The sequence below is a fragment of the Paenibacillus elgii NBRC 100335 genome (genome assembly GCF_004000865.1).
GTDB classification, from domain to species: domain Bacteria; phylum Bacillota; class Bacilli; order Paenibacillales; family NBRC-103111; genus Paenibacillus_G; species Paenibacillus_G elgii.
In genome coordinates this window covers 1-16,961 of record NZ_BIMB01000051.1, presented here as the reverse complement: position 1 = coordinate 16,961, position 16,961 = coordinate 1, and the positions used below count along the sequence as shown (strand labels likewise).

At 57.9% G+C, this 16,961-nt stretch carries 16 protein-coding genes; 10 read left to right on the top strand and 6 right to left on the bottom strand.

What is annotated here, in order from left to right; all coding sequences use genetic code 11:
• Positions 1-117: 117 nt before the first annotated feature.
• From PEL01S_RS27375 to PEL01S_RS27345, 7 genes are all read left to right on the top strand, one after another.
• Positions 118-1,095: an ABC transporter permease gene (locus tag PEL01S_RS27375; RefSeq protein ID WP_127462522.1), complete on the top strand. Its 978-nt coding sequence runs from the start codon at positions 118-120 to the stop codon at positions 1,093-1,095.
• Between the two features lie 11 nt (positions 1,096-1,106).
• The gene (locus PEL01S_RS27370; RefSeq protein ID WP_127462503.1) at positions 1,107-1,970 is read left to right on the top strand and encodes a carbohydrate ABC transporter permease; all 864 of its coding nucleotides are present in this window, start codon (positions 1,107-1,109) and stop codon (positions 1,968-1,970) included.
• Positions 1,971-2,057: 87 nt separating this feature from the next.
• Positions 2,058-3,599, top strand: coding sequence for an extracellular solute-binding protein (locus PEL01S_RS27365; RefSeq protein WP_063182484.1), 1,542 nt, complete (start codon positions 2,058-2,060; stop codon positions 3,597-3,599).
• A 28-nt stretch (positions 3,600-3,627) separates the two neighbouring features.
• The gene (locus PEL01S_RS27360; protein ID WP_063182482.1) at positions 3,628-4,653 is read left to right on the top strand and encodes a Gfo/Idh/MocA family protein; all 1,026 of its coding nucleotides are present in this window, start codon (positions 3,628-3,630) and stop codon (positions 4,651-4,653) included.
• Positions 4,654-4,710: 57 nt separating this feature from the next.
• Positions 4,711-7,740, top strand: coding sequence for a CBM96 family carbohydrate-binding protein (locus tag PEL01S_RS27355; RefSeq protein ID WP_063182480.1), 3,030 nt, complete (start codon positions 4,711-4,713; stop codon positions 7,738-7,740).
• 64 nt (positions 7,741-7,804) lie between these two features.
• On the top strand, positions 7,805-8,767 hold the full coding sequence (locus PEL01S_RS27350) for a Gfo/Idh/MocA family protein (RefSeq protein WP_174807018.1): 963 nt from the start codon (positions 7,805-7,807) through the stop codon (positions 8,765-8,767).
• Positions 8,764-9,660, top strand: coding sequence for a sugar phosphate isomerase/epimerase family protein (locus PEL01S_RS27345; protein WP_063182476.1), 897 nt, complete (start codon positions 8,764-8,766; stop codon positions 9,658-9,660). Before PEL01S_RS27350 ends, PEL01S_RS27345 begins: the two co-directional genes overlap by 4 nt.
• 70 nt (positions 9,661-9,730) lie before the next feature.
• Here PEL01S_RS27345 and PEL01S_RS27340 read toward each other — a convergent pair whose 3' ends face one another.
• From PEL01S_RS27340 to PEL01S_RS27330, 3 genes are all read right to left on the bottom strand, one after another.
• Entirely contained in the window at positions 9,731-10,555 is an 825-nt protein-coding gene (locus PEL01S_RS27340) for an SPL family radical SAM protein (protein WP_127462502.1), read from the bottom strand.
• 54 nt (positions 10,556-10,609) lie between these two features.
• The gene (locus tag PEL01S_RS27335) at positions 10,610-11,152 is read right to left on the bottom strand and encodes an MOSC domain-containing protein (protein ID WP_063182472.1); all 543 of its coding nucleotides are present in this window, start codon (positions 11,150-11,152) and stop codon (positions 10,610-10,612) included.
• A gap of 125 nt (positions 11,153-11,277) precedes the next feature.
• Positions 11,278-12,234, bottom strand: a complete 957-nt coding sequence (locus PEL01S_RS27330) for an aldolase catalytic domain-containing protein (protein ID WP_010500558.1) — start codon at positions 12,232-12,234, stop codon at positions 11,278-11,280.
• A gap of 249 nt (positions 12,235-12,483) precedes the next feature.
• Here PEL01S_RS27330 and PEL01S_RS27325 point away from each other — a divergent pair, with 249 nt between their 5' ends.
• Positions 12,484-12,975: an NUDIX hydrolase gene (locus PEL01S_RS27325; protein WP_063182470.1), complete on the top strand. Its 492-nt coding sequence runs from the start codon at positions 12,484-12,486 to the stop codon at positions 12,973-12,975.
• Between the two features lie 108 nt (positions 12,976-13,083).
• Here PEL01S_RS27325 and PEL01S_RS27320 read toward each other — a convergent pair whose 3' ends face one another.
• On the bottom strand, positions 13,084-13,419 hold the full coding sequence (locus tag PEL01S_RS27320) for a hypothetical protein (RefSeq protein WP_063182468.1): 336 nt from the start codon (positions 13,417-13,419) through the stop codon (positions 13,084-13,086).
• A gap of 169 nt (positions 13,420-13,588) precedes the next feature.
• On the opposite strand from PEL01S_RS27320, the gene PEL01S_RS27315 reads away from it, so the two are divergent.
• Positions 13,589-14,014, top strand: a complete 426-nt coding sequence (locus PEL01S_RS27315) for a hypothetical protein (protein WP_010500561.1) — start codon at positions 13,589-13,591, stop codon at positions 14,012-14,014.
• Positions 14,015-14,267: 253 nt separating this feature from the next.
• Complete coding sequence (locus tag PEL01S_RS27310) at positions 14,268-15,140, top strand: cation diffusion facilitator family transporter (RefSeq protein ID WP_063182466.1); 873 nt, start codon at positions 14,268-14,270, stop codon at positions 15,138-15,140.
• Between the two features lie 340 nt (positions 15,141-15,480).
• Here PEL01S_RS27310 and PEL01S_RS27305 read toward each other — a convergent pair whose 3' ends face one another.
• Positions 15,481-16,758: a BaiN/RdsA family NAD(P)/FAD-dependent oxidoreductase gene (locus PEL01S_RS27305; protein WP_127462501.1), complete on the bottom strand. Its 1,278-nt coding sequence runs from the start codon at positions 16,756-16,758 to the stop codon at positions 15,481-15,483.
• The coding region (locus tag PEL01S_RS34970; protein ID WP_218032559.1) for a hypothetical protein at positions 16,755-16,961 on the bottom strand (207 nt) is incomplete at its 5' end. The genes PEL01S_RS27305 and PEL01S_RS34970, both read right to left, overlap by 4 nt.

The window sequence follows — 16,961 nt, the reverse complement described above, 5'->3', positions numbered from 1 at the left end:
GTCGATCCCCCGGCAATCTGGAGGGTTTCGCGGCGGCCGGCCGCTTTGCTATGCTAACGCTGACACCGGAGCTTAGGCAGGGCAAGCCGGCAAACTACCGAGACAGAGGGGATGAGTATGGGAATGGAGGAGACGGCGGGAATGAAGCTGACGGCCCGGCAGCCGGCAGCGTATACGAATAAAAAATTAAGCAGCCGGGCTATCCGGACGTGGCACCGGACCAAATATTTGTGGCTGCTGTTTTTACCGTGCTTGATTTATTTTCTGGTGTTCCGCTACGCTCCGATGTTCGGGCTGATTATTACGTTTCAAAATTATAACGTGTTCAAAGGCATTTGGGCGAGCGAATGGGTCGGCTTCAAATATTACGAGATGTTTTTGAGCAACCCCGATTTTTTCAAGCTGCTGCGCAATACGTTTTTGCTCGGGCTGTATAAGCTGGTGTTCGGATTTCCGGCACCGATCGTTCTCGCCCTCATGCTGCACGAGCTGAAAAATGCCGTGTTCAAACGGTTCGTGCAAACCGTAAGCTATTTGCCGCACTTCATCTCGAACGTCATCGTAGCCAGCATGGTCATTATGTTCCTGTCGCCGACAGGCGGCGTGATCAACCACTGGATACGTGCGCTCGGCTTCGAGCCGATCAACTTCATGATGGAGCCCGGCATGTTCCGCTCGATCTACGTGCTGTCGGAAATTTGGCAGCATATCGGGTGGGAGACGATCATCTATCTCGCCGCGCTGACTTCAGTGGACCCGGGGCTGTATGAGGCCGCCGGCATCGACGGAGCGGGACGCTGGAGCAAAATGTGGCACGTCACGCTGCCCGGCATCGCGCCGGCGATTGTAATCGTATTCATTCTGAACGTGGGAAAAGTACTGGAGATCGGTTTTGAAAAAGTATTTCTCATGTATAATCCCGCGGTATACGAGACGGCGGACATGATCGGAACCTACGTATACCGGGTGGGGCTTGTTCAAGGCAATTTCAGCTACGCCTCGGCCATCGACCTGTTCATGGGGGTTATCAGCTTGATCTTCATCTGTTCGGCGAATTACATCAGCCGCAAAATCAGCGAGCACAGCTTATGGTAGGAGGGGGAAGCATGCGCAGGTGGAGCTGGTTCGACGCGGTCAATATCGTTCTGCTGCTCGGGGTGGCGGTGGCCACGCTGTATCCGTTCGTGTACATGGCGGCCGTATCGCTGAGCAAGGACATTTACGTCATGAAAAACGAAGTGTTCCTCTGGCCCAAAGGGTTTAATTTCAACATGTACGAGGTCGTCTTCCGCGACAAGCAGATTTGGAGCGCGTACGGCAATACGATTTTGTATGTGACCTTGGGAACGGCCGTATCGCTCGTCGTCACGTCCATGGGCGCTTATGCGCTGTCCCGCAAGGATATGGTGTTCCAACGGGGCTTTACGCTCATGATCGTGTTCACGATGTTTTTCAGCGGCGGGATGATTCCGACCTTCCTCATCGTCCGCGAGCTCGGGCTCGTCGATACGATCTGGGCGATGGTGCTGCCGGGGGCGGTCAACACGTGGAACCTGATCATCATGCGGACGTTTTTCAGCGGCATGCCGAAGGAGCTTGAGGAATCGGGCCGGATGGACGGTCTGACCGATATCGGCGTCTTCGTGCGGATCGTGCTGCCGCTGTCCAAAGCGGTGTTCGCGACCATCGGCTTGTTCTACGCGGTGGCGCTGTGGAACAACTTTTACTTGCCGCTGCTGTACCTGCGCCAGCCCGACTTGTTCCCGCTGCAGGTGCTGCTGCGCAATCTGATTCTTGCGGGGGCGGTCAATTCGGGCGAAGTCACCAGCATTGGAGGTGATAACCTGATCGTCGAGGATTCGCTTAAATTCGCCACGATTATGGTATCGACCGTGCCGATTCTGCTTATCTATCCGTTCATCCAGAAGTATTTCGTCAAGGGCGTGATGATCGGGGCGGTAAAAGGGTAACGGCCATCGTGCGGCGAATGGTAAGGCCAAGAAAGGCCAAATAGCACGGCTGGCATTATACGCACATAAAGGGGAGGAAGCTTTTCCATGAAAAAAAGTGCGCTTCTCACGCTCGCTGCGATTCTTGCGGCCACGGCCGCCGGCTGCAGCGGCTCGGAACCGGGCAAACCGCCGGCGGCGGACGCCGAAGGGGGCCAACAGCCGCCTGGTAAAAAAACGTTCACCGCGCTGTTGGACAATAACGCGACGTTCCCATACAGCAAGGACTGGCCGATCTGGAAGATGATCGAAGAGAAGACGGGCGCCCGCCTGGAGGTGCAGCTGCCCTCCGGCAAATTGAGTGATTCGCTCAGTCTGGTCGTCGCCTCCGGCAATATGCCCGACCTGCTCTATATGCCGAACCGGAAGAAGGAATCGAACAAATACGGCCAGCAGGGCGCGCTTATCAACATTTTGGATCATCTGGACGTCATGCCGAACCTCAAGAAATGGATGGAGAAATACCCGGAGGAGGCGAAGGCCGCCGTGGCGGCGGACGGGAAGATGTACATGTTCCCGAACCAAGGCTTCGGGGAAACGAACCGGATGATCTGGATGTACCGGGAGGACGTGTTCAAAAAGCACAATTTGACGCCGCCGAAAACGTACGACGAGCTGTTTACGGTGCTCAAGAAGCTGAAGGAAGCGTATCCGGACAGCTACCCGCTGTCGTTCCGGTTCGGGCAAATTCCCGACGAGATGATGGCGCACTTCACGACCAATTTCCAGACCGGCGAAGATGTCTATTACGATTTCGACGCCAAAGCGTGGAAATACGGGCCGACCGAAGACAACTACATGAAAATGCTCGAAACGTTCCATCAATTCCACAAGGAAGGCCTGATCCAGCCTGATTTTCTGACGGTGCAGACGAAGCAGTGGCAGGACATGATGTCCACGAACAAGTCGTTTATTACGATCGACTACATCAGCCGGATCGATTTCTTCAACAACGCGATGCGCAAGGAGAACCCGCAGTACAATCTGCAGTTTATGGCTCCGCCGGCGGGGATTGCGGGCGGCAAGCAGTACAATCCGTACATGCATTTTCTGGAAGGCGGTCTGACCGTATCGTCTACCTCCAAGAAAGTGAAGGACGTCATGAAGTACATGGATTTCTTCTACAGCGAGGAAGGGCGCACGCTGGCCAGTTGGGGGAAGGAAGGCGAGACGTATGTGACGGACGGCGGCAAAAAGAAGTTCAAGCCGGAATTCACCGACCTGACCGAAATGCGCAAGAAGACGGGGCTTGCCACAAGCGGCACGTACACGTGGATCGATTTCGACTCGCATCTGTCGCTTTTTACCCCCGATTTGCAGAAAGCGTACCAGGAGGCGCGGCAGTACGATCCTCCGGCGATGCAGCCTAGACCGGCCTTCACGGAGAAAGAGCTGGAAACGCTGTCGGTGACCGGAGAAGCGGTCAAGAAATACCGCGAGGAAAGCTTCGCCAAATTTGTGACCGGCTCCCGGAATTTGGCCGAGTGGGACAAATATGTGCAGGAACTGAATGGGCTTGGAACGCAAAAGCTGGTCGATCTGTACAAGCAAGCATACCAGCGGCTCGATGCGGCTGCGCCAAAAAAATAATCCGGATTAAACGATGGAGGAGTATCCGATGAAACGAAATATTCGATTTGCTCTGGTGGGCACGGGGGTTATCGCCGTGAACCACGCGAAAGCGATTGCCGCGCATCCCGAAGCGGAGCTCGTCGCGATCGCCGAGAAGGACGCCGACCGCGGCAGGGTGTTCGCCGCCGAGCATGGCATCGGGCAAGTGTTCGGCGATTACGAGCGGATGCTGAAGCAGGACGACATTGACGTCATCTGCGTCTGCGTGCCGAGCGGGCTGCATGGCGACGTGACGATTGCGGCCGCGCAGGCGGGCAAGCACGTGTTCTGCGAGAAGCCGCTCGAAATCCGGCGGGAGAAAATGGATGAGATGATCGCTGCGTGCCGCAAGTACGGCGTCAAGCTGGGCACCGTCTTCCAGAAGCGGACGACGCGGCAGGCTGCGATCGTCGGGCGCGCGATCCGCGAAGGAAAGCTCGGCAAGCTGGTGCTTGGCGACGTATACATGAAATATTATCGCAGCCCCGAATACTACCGCAGCGCCGATTGGCGGGGCACTTGGGCGGTCGACGGCGGGGGCGCGCTGATGAACCAGGGGGTGCACGGCATCGACCTGCTGCTGTCGCTGATGGGCGACGTTGAATCCGTTTTCGCCTACGCCGCTCCGCTGGTGCGTGATATCGAAGTGGAAGATACGGCGGTCGCTACGGTCAAATATAAAAACGGCGCGTTCGGTGTCATTCAAGGCACGACGTCCGTCTATCCGGGTACGGAGATGCGGGCGGAAATTCATGGCGAGCTGGGGTCAATCGTCTTTGCTGACAGCGGGTTTAAAGTATGGAAATTCGCTGGAAGCGACGAAGAAGCTCCGCAGGCGGCGGGAGAGGCGGAAGGCAGCAGCGATCCGAGAGCAATTTCCGGCGACGGCCACTATATTCTCGTGGACGACATGATCGGCGCGATTCGAGAAGACCGCGATCCGCTTATTCCGGGCGAGGAGGGCCGCAAGGCGGTCGACCTGATCTTGGCGATCTATGAATCTGCGCGCACAAGGCAGGAAGTAAAGCTGTAGCTTTTCGTTTCTTTTGTTTCGGGAAGGCCACTTCACATATAGGAGCTGGTAATCGGGATGTGGAAACGTCGTATTCGCTTGCATTTTGCGGTTTGGCTGCTGCTCTTGGGGCTGTGGTCCGTCTTCGGCGCACTGGGGACTGTTCCCCGGGCGCTTGCGGCAGCGGCCGTCACCATCGACTCGCCTGCCGATGGCACGCCGGTCGGCTCGGGGACGATCCGGATTTCGGGAACGTATCAGGACGTGTACGATCTTGTTCTGTTGATTGATGGGAAGAGGCAGGCCGAGGTACGCAAGGAAGATCCGGACGGGGACGACAGCGGCAGCTGGTATTACGATCTGGATACGTCGGCGTTTAACGGCCCGGTTCGGATCATTGCCAAAGGACTTGACGTGAATACACGCTACGGGGTTTGGAGCCGAACGCTAACGCTGCAAGCGAGCAATCCGGCTCGGGCCACTCCGATTGTCCGGATCGTCAATCCGAAGGAAGGGCAGGGGCTCATGGGGGAGGTGCCGGTCCAAATATCCGTGGATTCTCCAAACGCGGTGCAGCGCGTTGATGTCCGCATTAACGGCGGACCGTGGGAGGTGGCGGAACGGAGTGGAGATCATTACCAATATACGTGGCAAACGCTAGACATCGGCAACCGGACGAGCAGCATCGAAGCCAAAGCGGTAGACGACCGCGGCAATACGGGCTTCAGCATGACGACCTACGCGCAGGTGGGCGCAGGGACGCACGAGCCGGTCACGGTAGAAAAGCAGGACCGCGCCATATGGATCTGGGAGCCGGCTTCGTACAATCTGCTGCTGAATCCGGGCTCGCGCACCGTGCTCGACGCGATGGCCAAGGATACGGCGACGTTCGGCTCCGATCCGGTAACCGTATTTTATATCGCGGTAGGCTCTTATGGCGGGATCGACATACTGGAGGATAACCGGGAAGCCGTCCGTGATTTTCTGACTTGGGCGCATGCCCGGGGATACCAGGTATTCGCTTGTATCGCAGGAGGCACGTCGCCGGCGTATATGGGCGCCTATACCGAATATCATCCGTTGGCGCTGCGCCAGTTGGAGATGATTATCAACTACAACATCGCTTCCCCGGCAGGCGCGCGCTTCGATGGCGTGAACGCCGACATCGAGCCGTACATCTCGCCGGATTTCAAAGCACAGTATCCTTCGCTTCAGAAGCAATATTTGGACCTGTCGCAAAAGATGGCGGACCGGCGCAATGCCGCAGGAATCGATCTGCCGATCGGTCCGGCCATACCGAAGTGGTACGACTCGTCGAACGAGTCCAAGAATATCGAATGGAACGGTGCAACGAAATGGCTGTCCGAGCATATTCAGGACATTTCCGATTATATCTCGATCATGGATTACCGTGATACGGCCGACGGGACGGCAGGCATCATTGCAGGCGCAGAAGGCGAAATTGCCTACGCCGCGAAAATCGGCAAGCCGAACTCGGTCGTGGTCGGCGTCGAGACGCTCGATATCGCCAATAGCGGCGATCCGGAGACGATCACGTTCCGCGAGGAAGGCCGGACGGTGATGGAAGCGGAGCTGGATAAAGTGTATGCGGCGTTTGAAAACAAGCCGGGATTTGGCGGCATCGCGATGCACCATTACGATTCGCTGCGCGCCCTGCCGTCGCACTGGGGGCCGGGAGCCGTGTTTTGGCAGCCGCCGGCCGATACGGAGCCGCCGACCGCCGTCTCCCGCAATCCTGTGGCGACTGCGACGGACTACAGCACCGTTCAACTATCTTACGGGATGGCATTCGATAATACCGAGGTGGACAAATACGTCGTTTACCGGAGCACGCAGCCGGGCTTTACAGCCGAAGCTGCGACCGCGGTCGGCACTGCAAGAAGCTTATCCTTCAAAGATACCGGGCTGCTGCCGAATACGACGTACTATTATAAAGTCGCAGCTATGGATGTCCGGGGCAACATCGGCCCGGCTTCGGCGGAGACACAGGCGACGACGGGGACGACGGCGCTTAAGCCGATGATCGTCTCGGAGCTGCAGATCGTGCGCAGCGGGAACAGCGCCAGCGCAGCGCTGCAAGTCGTCGACAAGGCGACGGGGCAGCCTGTGACGGCGGAGGTGTACGGCCGCTTCGCCTATGCCGGGGGCAAGTATACGGGCGGCCTTGCGACCGGCGGCGCCATCACGCTTGTCTCCGAGGCGCTGCCGCAGGCCGCGCAGGTTGGGTTCGAGCCGCGCCGCATCACGGCGGCCGGCTACTACTGGGCGCAGGCGTACGATGTGCCGCATACGGCGGCGCTGTACCCGCGGGTTCGCCTGCAGGGTCTAAGCCTCAGCGCAGGCGCGCTGGAGCCAGCCTTTACGCCGGATCGGCTCCAATATACCGTCACGGTGTCTGCCGATACGTACCGGCTTGCCGTGACGGCCCGTCCGGAAGCGGCGAACGCCGCGGTGTTCGTGAACGGAGCGCTGGTGACTCCGGGTGCTCCCGCAGAGGTTGCTTTGCAGCCTGGCGCGAATCGCATCACGGTCCGGACCGCCGGACCTGACGGAACGACGGACAGCTATACGATAACGGTCAACCGCGCAGCAGTTGGCAGCAACATGTTACGTCCGGTTGCCGACGCGTATGTCTTTGAGAACGCTCCGACCGAAAATTACGGGTCCGCCGAGCTGCTGGACATCATCGATGCCCCGAGGGCGGCTGGGGGAGGCGACAGGCTGGGACTGATGAAATTCAATTTCGGGGCGTACCCGGAGCCTGTGCATTCCGCCAAGCTGTATGTGTATGTTCATGCGGCCCCGGCTGTTGCCGTGCCGATTACGGTACAGGGGCTGACAGCGGACGGCTGGAGCGAAGAGACGGTGAATTGGAACAATCGTCCGGGCGGTACGGCGGTAAGCATAGGCACATTGCAGGTCGCGCACAGCGGCTGGTATGGCATCGATGTCACCTCGTTCCTTCAGAGCCGGACAGACGGGATAGCGACATTCCGCTTGGCGGACACCAATACGAAGAACTCGTTAGTGCAGCTTCACTCGAAAGAGCATACGGAGCATCAGCCGTACGTGATTATCAATCCTTAATCCATACCGCGCAAGGCTCGGATTTTTATGTGCAAGCAAGCCCAAGAACAGGAGGCAATTGCAAATGAACTCTGTACTTCGCATCGGCATGATCGGCTTGGATACGTCGCATGCTGTCGATTTTACGGAACTGCTGAACGACCCGAATCATCGGCATCACGTCCCGGGAGCCCGGGTAACGGTGGCGTTTCCGGGCGGCTCGCCCGATTTCGAGCTGAGCGCCGGCCGGGTGGAAGGCTTCACGGAGACGCTGCAGAGCAAGCACCGCGTGGAGATCGTGGATACGCCGGAAGCGGTCGCGGAACGCTGCGACGCAATTCTGCTCGAATCCGTAGATGGGCGGGTGCACCTGGAGCAGTTTCGCCGCATTGCACCCTACGGCAAGCCCGTGTTTATTGATAAGCCGTTAGCGGTCAGCTCGCGGGATGCCGAAGAAATCGCGCGCCTTGCCGAGCAGCACGGTGTCGAGGTGATGAGCTGCTCCGCCGTCCGCTTCGCGCAAACGTTGACGGAGGCGGTCGCTTCGGAGGAGGGCGGTGCCATCATCGGCGCGGACTGCTACGGTCCGATGGACCTGCAGCTGACCCAGCCGGGGCTGTTCTGGTATGGCGTACATACGGTCGATATGCTGTTTGCCGCCATGGGGACGGGCTGCATCCGGGTACAGGCGCATACGAACGATGACGACGATCTCATCGTCGGCACCTGGGCGGACGGCCGCATCGGCACGATCCGCGGGAACCGCCGAGGCAACCGGAGGTTCGGCGCGTGGGTGCACCGCGAGAAGAAGACGCTGTATGCCGATGTCTACGCGTCCGACAAGCCGTACTATGCGCTGCTGCTCGAAAGCATCGTCGGCTGGTTTGCCGGCGGCCGTCCGGCGGTCGATCTGCGCGAGACGCTGGAGGTCGTCCGCTTTATGGAAGCCGCCAACGAAAGCCGCGTCACGGGACAACCGGTATCACTCGGCGCTTCCCCCGCATTCGGTCAGCCGGCTGCTGCCCGGGAAGGGGGCAGCCTGTCATGACATGGCCGTTTCGGCTGGCTGTGTTGACCGACGAGGTGTCGCAGGATATCGAGGCGGTGATCCGCTTTTGCCGCGACTATAAGCTGGAAGCCGTCGAGCTGCGCTCCGTCGACGATCAGCCGCTTTACAAGCTGACGGACGAGCGAATCGACGCGCTCGCGACGAGGCTGCAGGAAGCGGGTCTGACCGTATGCGGCTTGTCTTCGCCGGTATTCAAGTGCGAGTTGGACGATGACGCGCAGATCGAGGAGCATATCGGCATTCTGCAGCGATATGCGGAACTGGCCCGCCGCTTCGGCTGCCGTTACGTCCGGGGCTTCAGCTTCTGGGCGCAAGGCCCGTTCGATGAAGCGCTCCCGCGTATCGCGGAGCGGCTGCGAGGAATCGCCGGGATGATGGAAGCGGCAGGGCTTGTCTACGCGCTCGAATTCGACCCCGCCGTCTATGCGACGAACGGCGCCAAAGTGCGGCAGCTGCTGGATGCGGTGGCCTCCCCGCACCTTCGGGCGCTGTACGACCCGGGCAACGACTTATGGGACCCGGACGGCGAAGTGCCTTATCCGGACGGCTACGAGCATTTGCGCGGGCAGATCTGTCATATTCATTTGAAGGATGCGGTACGGACGGCGGATGGCGTGCAAGGTGTCGCAATCGGGGAGGGCGAAGTGGATTACCGGGCGCTGCTGCTGCGTTTGCTGGCGGACGGCTACGACGGCTACCTGGTCGTCGAGACGCATTACCGCTTGCGCTCGCAGCTTACGGAGGAGCAGCTCAAGCGTCCTTCCGGCAGCGCCTTCTCGGAAGGCGGAGAAGAGGCGTCACGCGAGTGCATGGACAGCTTGCTCCGCTTAATGGAGAGCATTCGCCCAGCAACCGAGCAGCGGAGATTATAGCACGTATCATAAAAGGGAGGCATCGGGTTATCGATGCCTCCTTATTTTTCTATAAACGGACTCCTGCTTCTTACGGCAAAAAGCCCGCCTGACTGACCAAAATCCGCTCTTCCGAAAAATGCCGCTTCAACTGCTCCAGTACTTGCCGGTAAGCGTCACGGTCATACCAAGCCTCCAGCCCGAGCGACTCGTAGATGCGGCGGATGCCGAGGCGCTCCGTGCGCCGTCCGAGACTGCCGTCGCCCATGAAGAAGTCGTCGACGACGAGCCGCGTCACGCCGGTATCCCGCAGCGCCTGAGCGAAGCCGTCGCTGCTTGGCAGCACGGGCGAAACGGCCGCTTGCGCGGGAACGCCCGCTTCGACGAGCTTGCACAGCGCCCGCAGCCGGGCGGGGATCGGCGGCGCGGCGGGCGAGAACGCCTTGCGGACCGGCTCCAGGTCGGTCTCGACCGTGAGGCTGACGCGCACGCGCGTTCCAAGCCGCTGAAGCAGATCGATATCCCGGGTGACGAGCGGGCTGCGCGTTTGCAGCAGCACGAAGTCGGGCGCGTCTCCTTCCGCCATCGTTTCGAGCAGCGAACGGGTCAGTCCGGTCCGGTATTCGACCGGCTGGTACGGGTCTGTGCTGGAAGACATAAAGATGGAAACGGGGCTCTTGCGTTTCGCCCGGACGAGTTCTTTGGCGAGCAGCTCCGCAGCCGATGATTTTACATCGACCCAGCTTCCCCAAGGCTCCGGACGAAACTTCGCCACCGGCATTTCGCGTACGTAGCAGTAGGCGCAGGCGAAGGCGCACCCGGAATAAGGATTGAGCGTATGCGTATAGCCCGTCAAGTAACCGGTGGCTGCATTGAGCAGCTGCTTGGGGGCTTTGAACGTAACGGTCGGAAGCATCTTCCGCACCTCGCTTCGCTTGTAAAATGTGAAATCGACCGGGTCCTGCCCCGGTTACTCGATCATAATCCGCACGGTATCGCCTTCCGCGATGGTACCGATGCGCTCGACAGAGCAGACGATGCCGCGCCGCTTCTTCGCGGCGGCTGTGAAGCGGGTAGCTGCCGCAGCATGGCCTGTCGCTTCGGCGATCGCTTCACCCGGCCCTGGGCAGGGGAGGTTCTCGCCTTCGCCGATCAAGCCCGTTCCGGCGGGGAACAGCAGGCGTGCACCCTGTGGCAGCAGCGTGAGGGAGGGATACCCCTCCAGGAGCAGATTGGCGCCGAGCCACTCCGGGAGCACTTCGGGCAGCCCTAGCCGCTCGGCGATCTGGGCCAATTCCTCGACGGAGACGATACTGATCTGTCTTCGGTTAGCAATGTCGGTGCCGCGCGGATAAAACCGCTGCCGGCTGTCGGCAGGACGCGTCAGTCCGTAATGCCGGTCGCCGGGAATGCCGGCAAGATCCACGGTGACGGAGCCTTCCCGTGCGGTGACGAATGTATGCGGATCGCGGGCGGCCATCACGGCCTGGACCCGGGCTTCAAAAGTTTTCATAGTCGCGTATTTCCCCTTTCCGTACAAGGTTAAGCTTATCAGAATGACGTGCGAATAGACAAGAAACCCGGCTCCCTCCAAGGGAAACCGGGTTTTTGCTGCGTGAACCGCAAGCGGCAGCCGGATTACTCGCCAGCCGGCATCGCTTCGGGGGAAGTCATTTTGTCGTAGAATTCCACGAACTTGTCCTTTTTGTCGCTAGTGCGAACCGCCATAGCCGAACGCGGATGATCGTTCAATACGCCGGCGATCATGTATGGAATGATGTAGCCCCACTCCCACTTCTCGCGCATGGTGATCATATGCTTTTCAATGATGCCGAGGATCGGACGAACGTCGTACTTCGGATTTTTCAAATGGCTGACGATCAGCTCCGTCGGGCAGTTGCCGGCAGCTCGTCCCATGCCGTATACGGAGGTGTCAAGGAACTCGACGCCTTTGGTGGCGCCCATGATCGTATTGGAGAAAGCGAGCTGCATGTTATTGTGCATATGCAGACCGAGCTTCTTATTTGGCAGAAGACGCTGGAATTTGGAGACGAGATATTCGACGTCCCGGTAGTCCATGCTGCCGTACGAATCGACGATGTACACGACATCGACCGGACTTTTGGCGATTTCTTCGAACGCTTCGTTCAGATCGTTTTCCATCACATGGGAAAGCGCCATAATGTTGATCGTCGTTTCATAGCCGTAGTCGTGGAATTTTTGCACCAGATCGAGCGCTTTATCCACATCTTTGATGTAGGTCGCAACGCGGATCAGGTCGAGCAGACTGTTTTCCCGGGGGAGAATGTCCTTCTCGTCAACACGTCCGATATCGACCAGCGCAGACAGCTTGGTGTCGGTTTTTTGCGGGATGACTTCCTTCAGGAAATCCTCATTCAAAAAGCGCCAAGGACCCGCTTCAGCGCCTTTCAGCAGCTTAGCCGAGTTTTTATAGCCGATCTCCATATATTCGACGCCGGCTTCGCTCAGACCGTAATACATGTCCTTGACAAACTCGACGCTAAAATCCCAGTTGTTGACCAAACCGCCGTCGCGGATGGTGCAGTCCAAAATATTGTGGTTTTCCCTAACCATAACTATTGACTCCTCTCCTGAATAGGCGACCGCTTCGTGGCTTTTAAGCTTTTAAGCGGTAAAGCGTACGTTTTTATAATAATATTACATGTGGGCTCGCCACTTGTCAATGATAACAAATTCCCCGTACCGTGGCAATCTCATATTCGCCGAAAATAAGCAAAAGTTGCAGGATTTTCCGGGGTTTTGTGGAAACATGCATTATAATGGAGACAGACATACGGAATTTGCGGGGCAGGAGGGTGAGACATGCTGAAATACAATATCGCTTTTATTCGCAACGGCGGTCGTCTGCTTATGCTGAACCGGGGCAAAACACCGCTGCTCGGGCTGTGGAACGGGGTCGGCGGCAAGCTGGAGCCGGGAGAAACGCCGCTTGCAAGCGTCATACGGGAAATCGAAGAGGAGACCGGGCTCCGTCTTGAAGCGGAGGCGGTGCGCTTCGGCGGGACTGTGACGTGGGAAGTGGACGGCCGGGATGTTGGGGGGATGTACGCCTTTATCGGGGAAGCTCCGGGTGATGCGCTCCCGGCTTTGCCGATGGAGACGGCGGAGGGCATCCTGGCGTGGAAGCCGGTCGAATGGGTGATCGATCCGGAAAACACCGGCGTAGTGCAGCATGTCCGGCATTTTCTTCCGGCGATGCTGGCAGGTGAGCCTTGTGCGGAGCACCGCTGCTTTTTTCGCGAGGGAAAGCTGCTGACCGTCGAACGTCGCCCACTGCAAGAAGTGATGCGCTAAGCAGGCCGCTGCGATTATAACGAAAAAAAGACGTTCCGCCGCCTTTCTCGAAAGGAAGGATACGGGAACGTCTTTTTGGCGTACCCTTACGGCCGCTGCAACCGCCGTCTAAGGGGTCTTGATCAAGATCAGGCCGCCGATGAGCGGCAGCGGCTTCATCCACCCGTTCACGGTGTTCAGAATGCCCATGATAAATAGGACGAGCAGACCGAGATTAGCCAGCGGCACGAGCAGCAGCCCGATCAGCGGCAGCAGCCCGAGTACCAGATTGGCGGCGATCGAGGTCAAAAGGAGCACTAGCCCTTGATTGGCATGGAACATGGCAAATCTCGACTTCGGAGCGGCAAGCAGCGGCACGAAAAATAACAAATACGCTGCGGCGGCAATCCATTGGTTTGAACGAATGTCCTCCGGCTCGGGGCTTTCGGGCGGTCCGTTGTTCATGGTGAACACCTCTTTCGGATCAAAATTTGGCGAAGCCGGATAAGGCAGCGGTTCGCTATCATCCTATGCCTGCCGGCGAAGCAGTATGTGCTGCGCTTGGAATAAGCATCCTTCATTGGGGCAAACTAGAGCCAAACGTAAACCTATTACCGACAAGCGGAGGAACCTTATGAGCAGCACACCGATTTTGTTTCAATTCGATTCCCAGAATGCGGCCGCTTTGGCCCAGGATATGCTGGAGGAGCTTGGGTACCGCGTGAGTCCGCATACGAACCTGAAACGCCCGACCCTGCATGTCATTGTAGACCGGCACGACCTGACATCCGCGCTCGAAATCGTTCAGGCCTATGGCGGCCGCTTAATCGAAGAGGAAGGCTCTCTGAGCGAGACTGCCGCTTTTGCCATGGCTTACGACCAAGACAGTCTGATCCCGATTCCGGCGCATTTCGTGAACGAGGATTGGACCGAAAGCGAGCCGGCCGTGTCCGCTTCGGATTATGTCAACCGCTCCAGCGGCGCATATAATGACGAAGACGTACCGTTCGATCCGTCGGGCGACGACTACAACGGCTTCGATGCCGGCTTGCGTTTCTAAGCGGCAAGCGGCGGGCTGACGCCGCGTCCAGACAGCGGTTACCGGCGAGACGCGGGCCGCTGTTTCTTTTTTGTCCCGGCCCCTATTTGTTGGCTGTTTCTCACATCCTTTGACAGGTAAAACAAAGTTGCACGGGACCTATTTTTATTGGCGGGTAAAACACTGTTTCTCTAGACCCACACGGTTTTCGTCTGATATGATGAGCCTGACTTTATCAAGGTGATCTTGGCAAGAGTAATGGAGGGGAACCGCCGTGGAAACGGATGATCCGTTAAAAGAAGGCGAAAAGGGCGCTTGGGTCAGCATCATCGCGTATGTCCTGCTCTCCGTTTTTAAGATCGGCATGGGGTATGTGACGGGCTCCGAGGCGCTTACCGCCGACGGAATCAATAACTCGACCGATATTATCGTATCGCTCGCCGTATTGATCGGCCTGCGCATCTCGCGCAAGCCGCCGGATCGGGACCACCCTTACGGACATAGGCGAGCCGAGACGATCGCTTCGCTCGTTGCTTCGTTCATTATGGCTGCCGCTGGGATTCAAGTCGTGCTGCAGGCGTGCAAGAGCTTTTTCGTCACAGATCGTCAGGCCCCGGATTTGCTGGCCGCATGGATTGCGCTCGGGTGCGCGGTCGTCATGTGGGGGGTATATAGGTATAACAGCCGTTTGGCGAAACGCTTAAACAGCCAGTCGTTGGCAGCGGCTGCCTACGATAACCGGTCGGATGCGCTTGTGAGCGTCGGCGCGGCGGTAGGCATTATCGGGTCGAGCTTCGGCTATCCGATCCTGGATGCGGCCGCGGCGCTCGCTGTCGGCTTGGTCATTTGCAAGACGGCATGGGACGTATTCATCGATGCCGCCCATGCGCTGACCGACGGATTCGACGATGATAAGAAGCTGAAGGTGTTCAGGCAGACGGTGTACGAAACGCCCGGCGTAGAGCGGATCAAGGACATTCGGGCCCGGGTACACGGCAGCAGCGTACTGCTGGATGTCGTCGTGGAGGTCAGCGCCGAGCTGTCCGTCGGTGAGAGCCACGAAATTAGCGATGAGATCGAGAAGCGTATGCTGGAGGAGCATCAGATCGGGAACGTGCACGTTCATATCGAGCCTTACGTCAAATAGAAACGGGAGTTCCTTTCCATTGAAAGGGGTCCCGTTTTTTGTTTGATTTTACCTTGGTTTCAGGTTAACGTCATAAAATCGTAACAAATGAAAATTACAATGAAAGCAAGTCACAGATTAGACACAGATAAAAAGAGAGTAGGGAGGAAAGCATCATGAAACATGCTTTAAAGTCCATCGCAAAAGGATTTCTGTTCGGTCTCATCGCTATAGGGATGGTGCCTTACTTGGTGGTTCAGGCACTGACCGATTTGTAACCCGTCGACAAACCGCTCATCATAAAACGAAAGAGGATGGCCTGAGAGCCACCCTCTTTTTATGTCCCGGGAAAAAGAGACGTCTACGCATCAAGATTGTCTTGCGCGGCCTGTGCGGCGAACGTCCCTGCCGTATAGCCTGTGGCGAAGGCTGCCGTGATGTTGTAGCCTCCGGTATACCCGTGGATGTCTAGAATCTCGCCGCAAAAGAATAGCCCCTCTGCGAGCTTCGACCCCATCGTCCGCGGATCAATCTCCTTCAAATTCACTCCGCCGCCGGTGACGAAGGCTTCCTCAATCGACAGCGTCCCGTTTACCTGTACGGGAAACGCCTTGATTCCCTTGCTTAATTCCATCCACGGCTGCTTCGGGATATTATCGTACGTCGTCTGCTCGTCCAGTCCGGCTTGCCGGAGCAGAAGCGGGACGAGGCGTTCGGAGACGTACCCCTTCAGCACGTTTTTGACCGCTTTTTTCGGCTCGCTTTTAGCCAAAGCCATCGTCTCGTCATAGATCTCCTGCACGCTTTTGTCCGGATGCAGATCAATGGTGGTCAGCACCTGCTTCTCCGCCGTTTTTTGCCGCTCCTTCACGACGAATTGACTACACCGCAGCGCGATCGGACCGGATAAGCCGAAATGGGTAAACAGCATGTCCCCTTGATGGGAAATGATTTTCTTCCCCTTGGCGTTCCAGACCGTAAGCTCCACGTTCCGCAGCGACAAGCCCTGAAGCTCCCGGCTCTTGATAAAAGGCTCGCCGGAGGTCAGCGGAACTTCCGTTGGAAACAGCGGCGTGATCGTGTGCCCTGCGTCCTCGGCCCAAGCGTAGCCGTCGCCGGTCGAACCGGTATGAGGCACCGACTTGCCTCCGCTCGCGATGACGACGCATTTGCCGGCGATCGTCTCGCCCGTCTGAAGGCGAATACCTGCGGTGCGTCCGTCTTGATACAGCACCCGCTCCACCGCGCGGTTTACCCGAATGTCCACGCCTTGCTTGCGAACTTGGCCGACGAGCGCGTCGACGACGGTCTTGGCTTTGTCCGTCACGGGAAACATTCGCCCGTTGTCCTCTTCCTTTAGCCGGATGCCGAGATTTTCAAAAAAAGCGATGATTTCGCGATTGCCGAAATGGGCGAACGCACTGTGTAAAAACCGTCCGTTGCCCGGAATATGCTTAATAATCTCGTCGATTTCCTTTGCGTTCGTAACGTTGCACCGGCCTCCGCCGGAGATGCCAAGCTTTCGTCCGAGCTTGTCTCCCTTATCGACCAGCACGACGCGGGCGCCCTGCCTGCTGGCTGCAATACAGGCCATCAACCCGGAAGGTCCGCCGCCGATGACGATAACATCGTACTTCATATCAATTCTCCATTCTGTTCCTGCTCATGAAGCGTCTTTGCTAGTATTATAGCCCAAAACGAAACGATCCCAAAATGGCTGCGGAAGACGGCTGAAGCACGAAAAGAAGAAAGAGCGGGCCGCAAGCGGTTGCGGCCGTTCGCGGGCAACGACGGACGGTGGAATATGGGGTGCTTTTTCAAAGGCAATACGTTACAATGGGG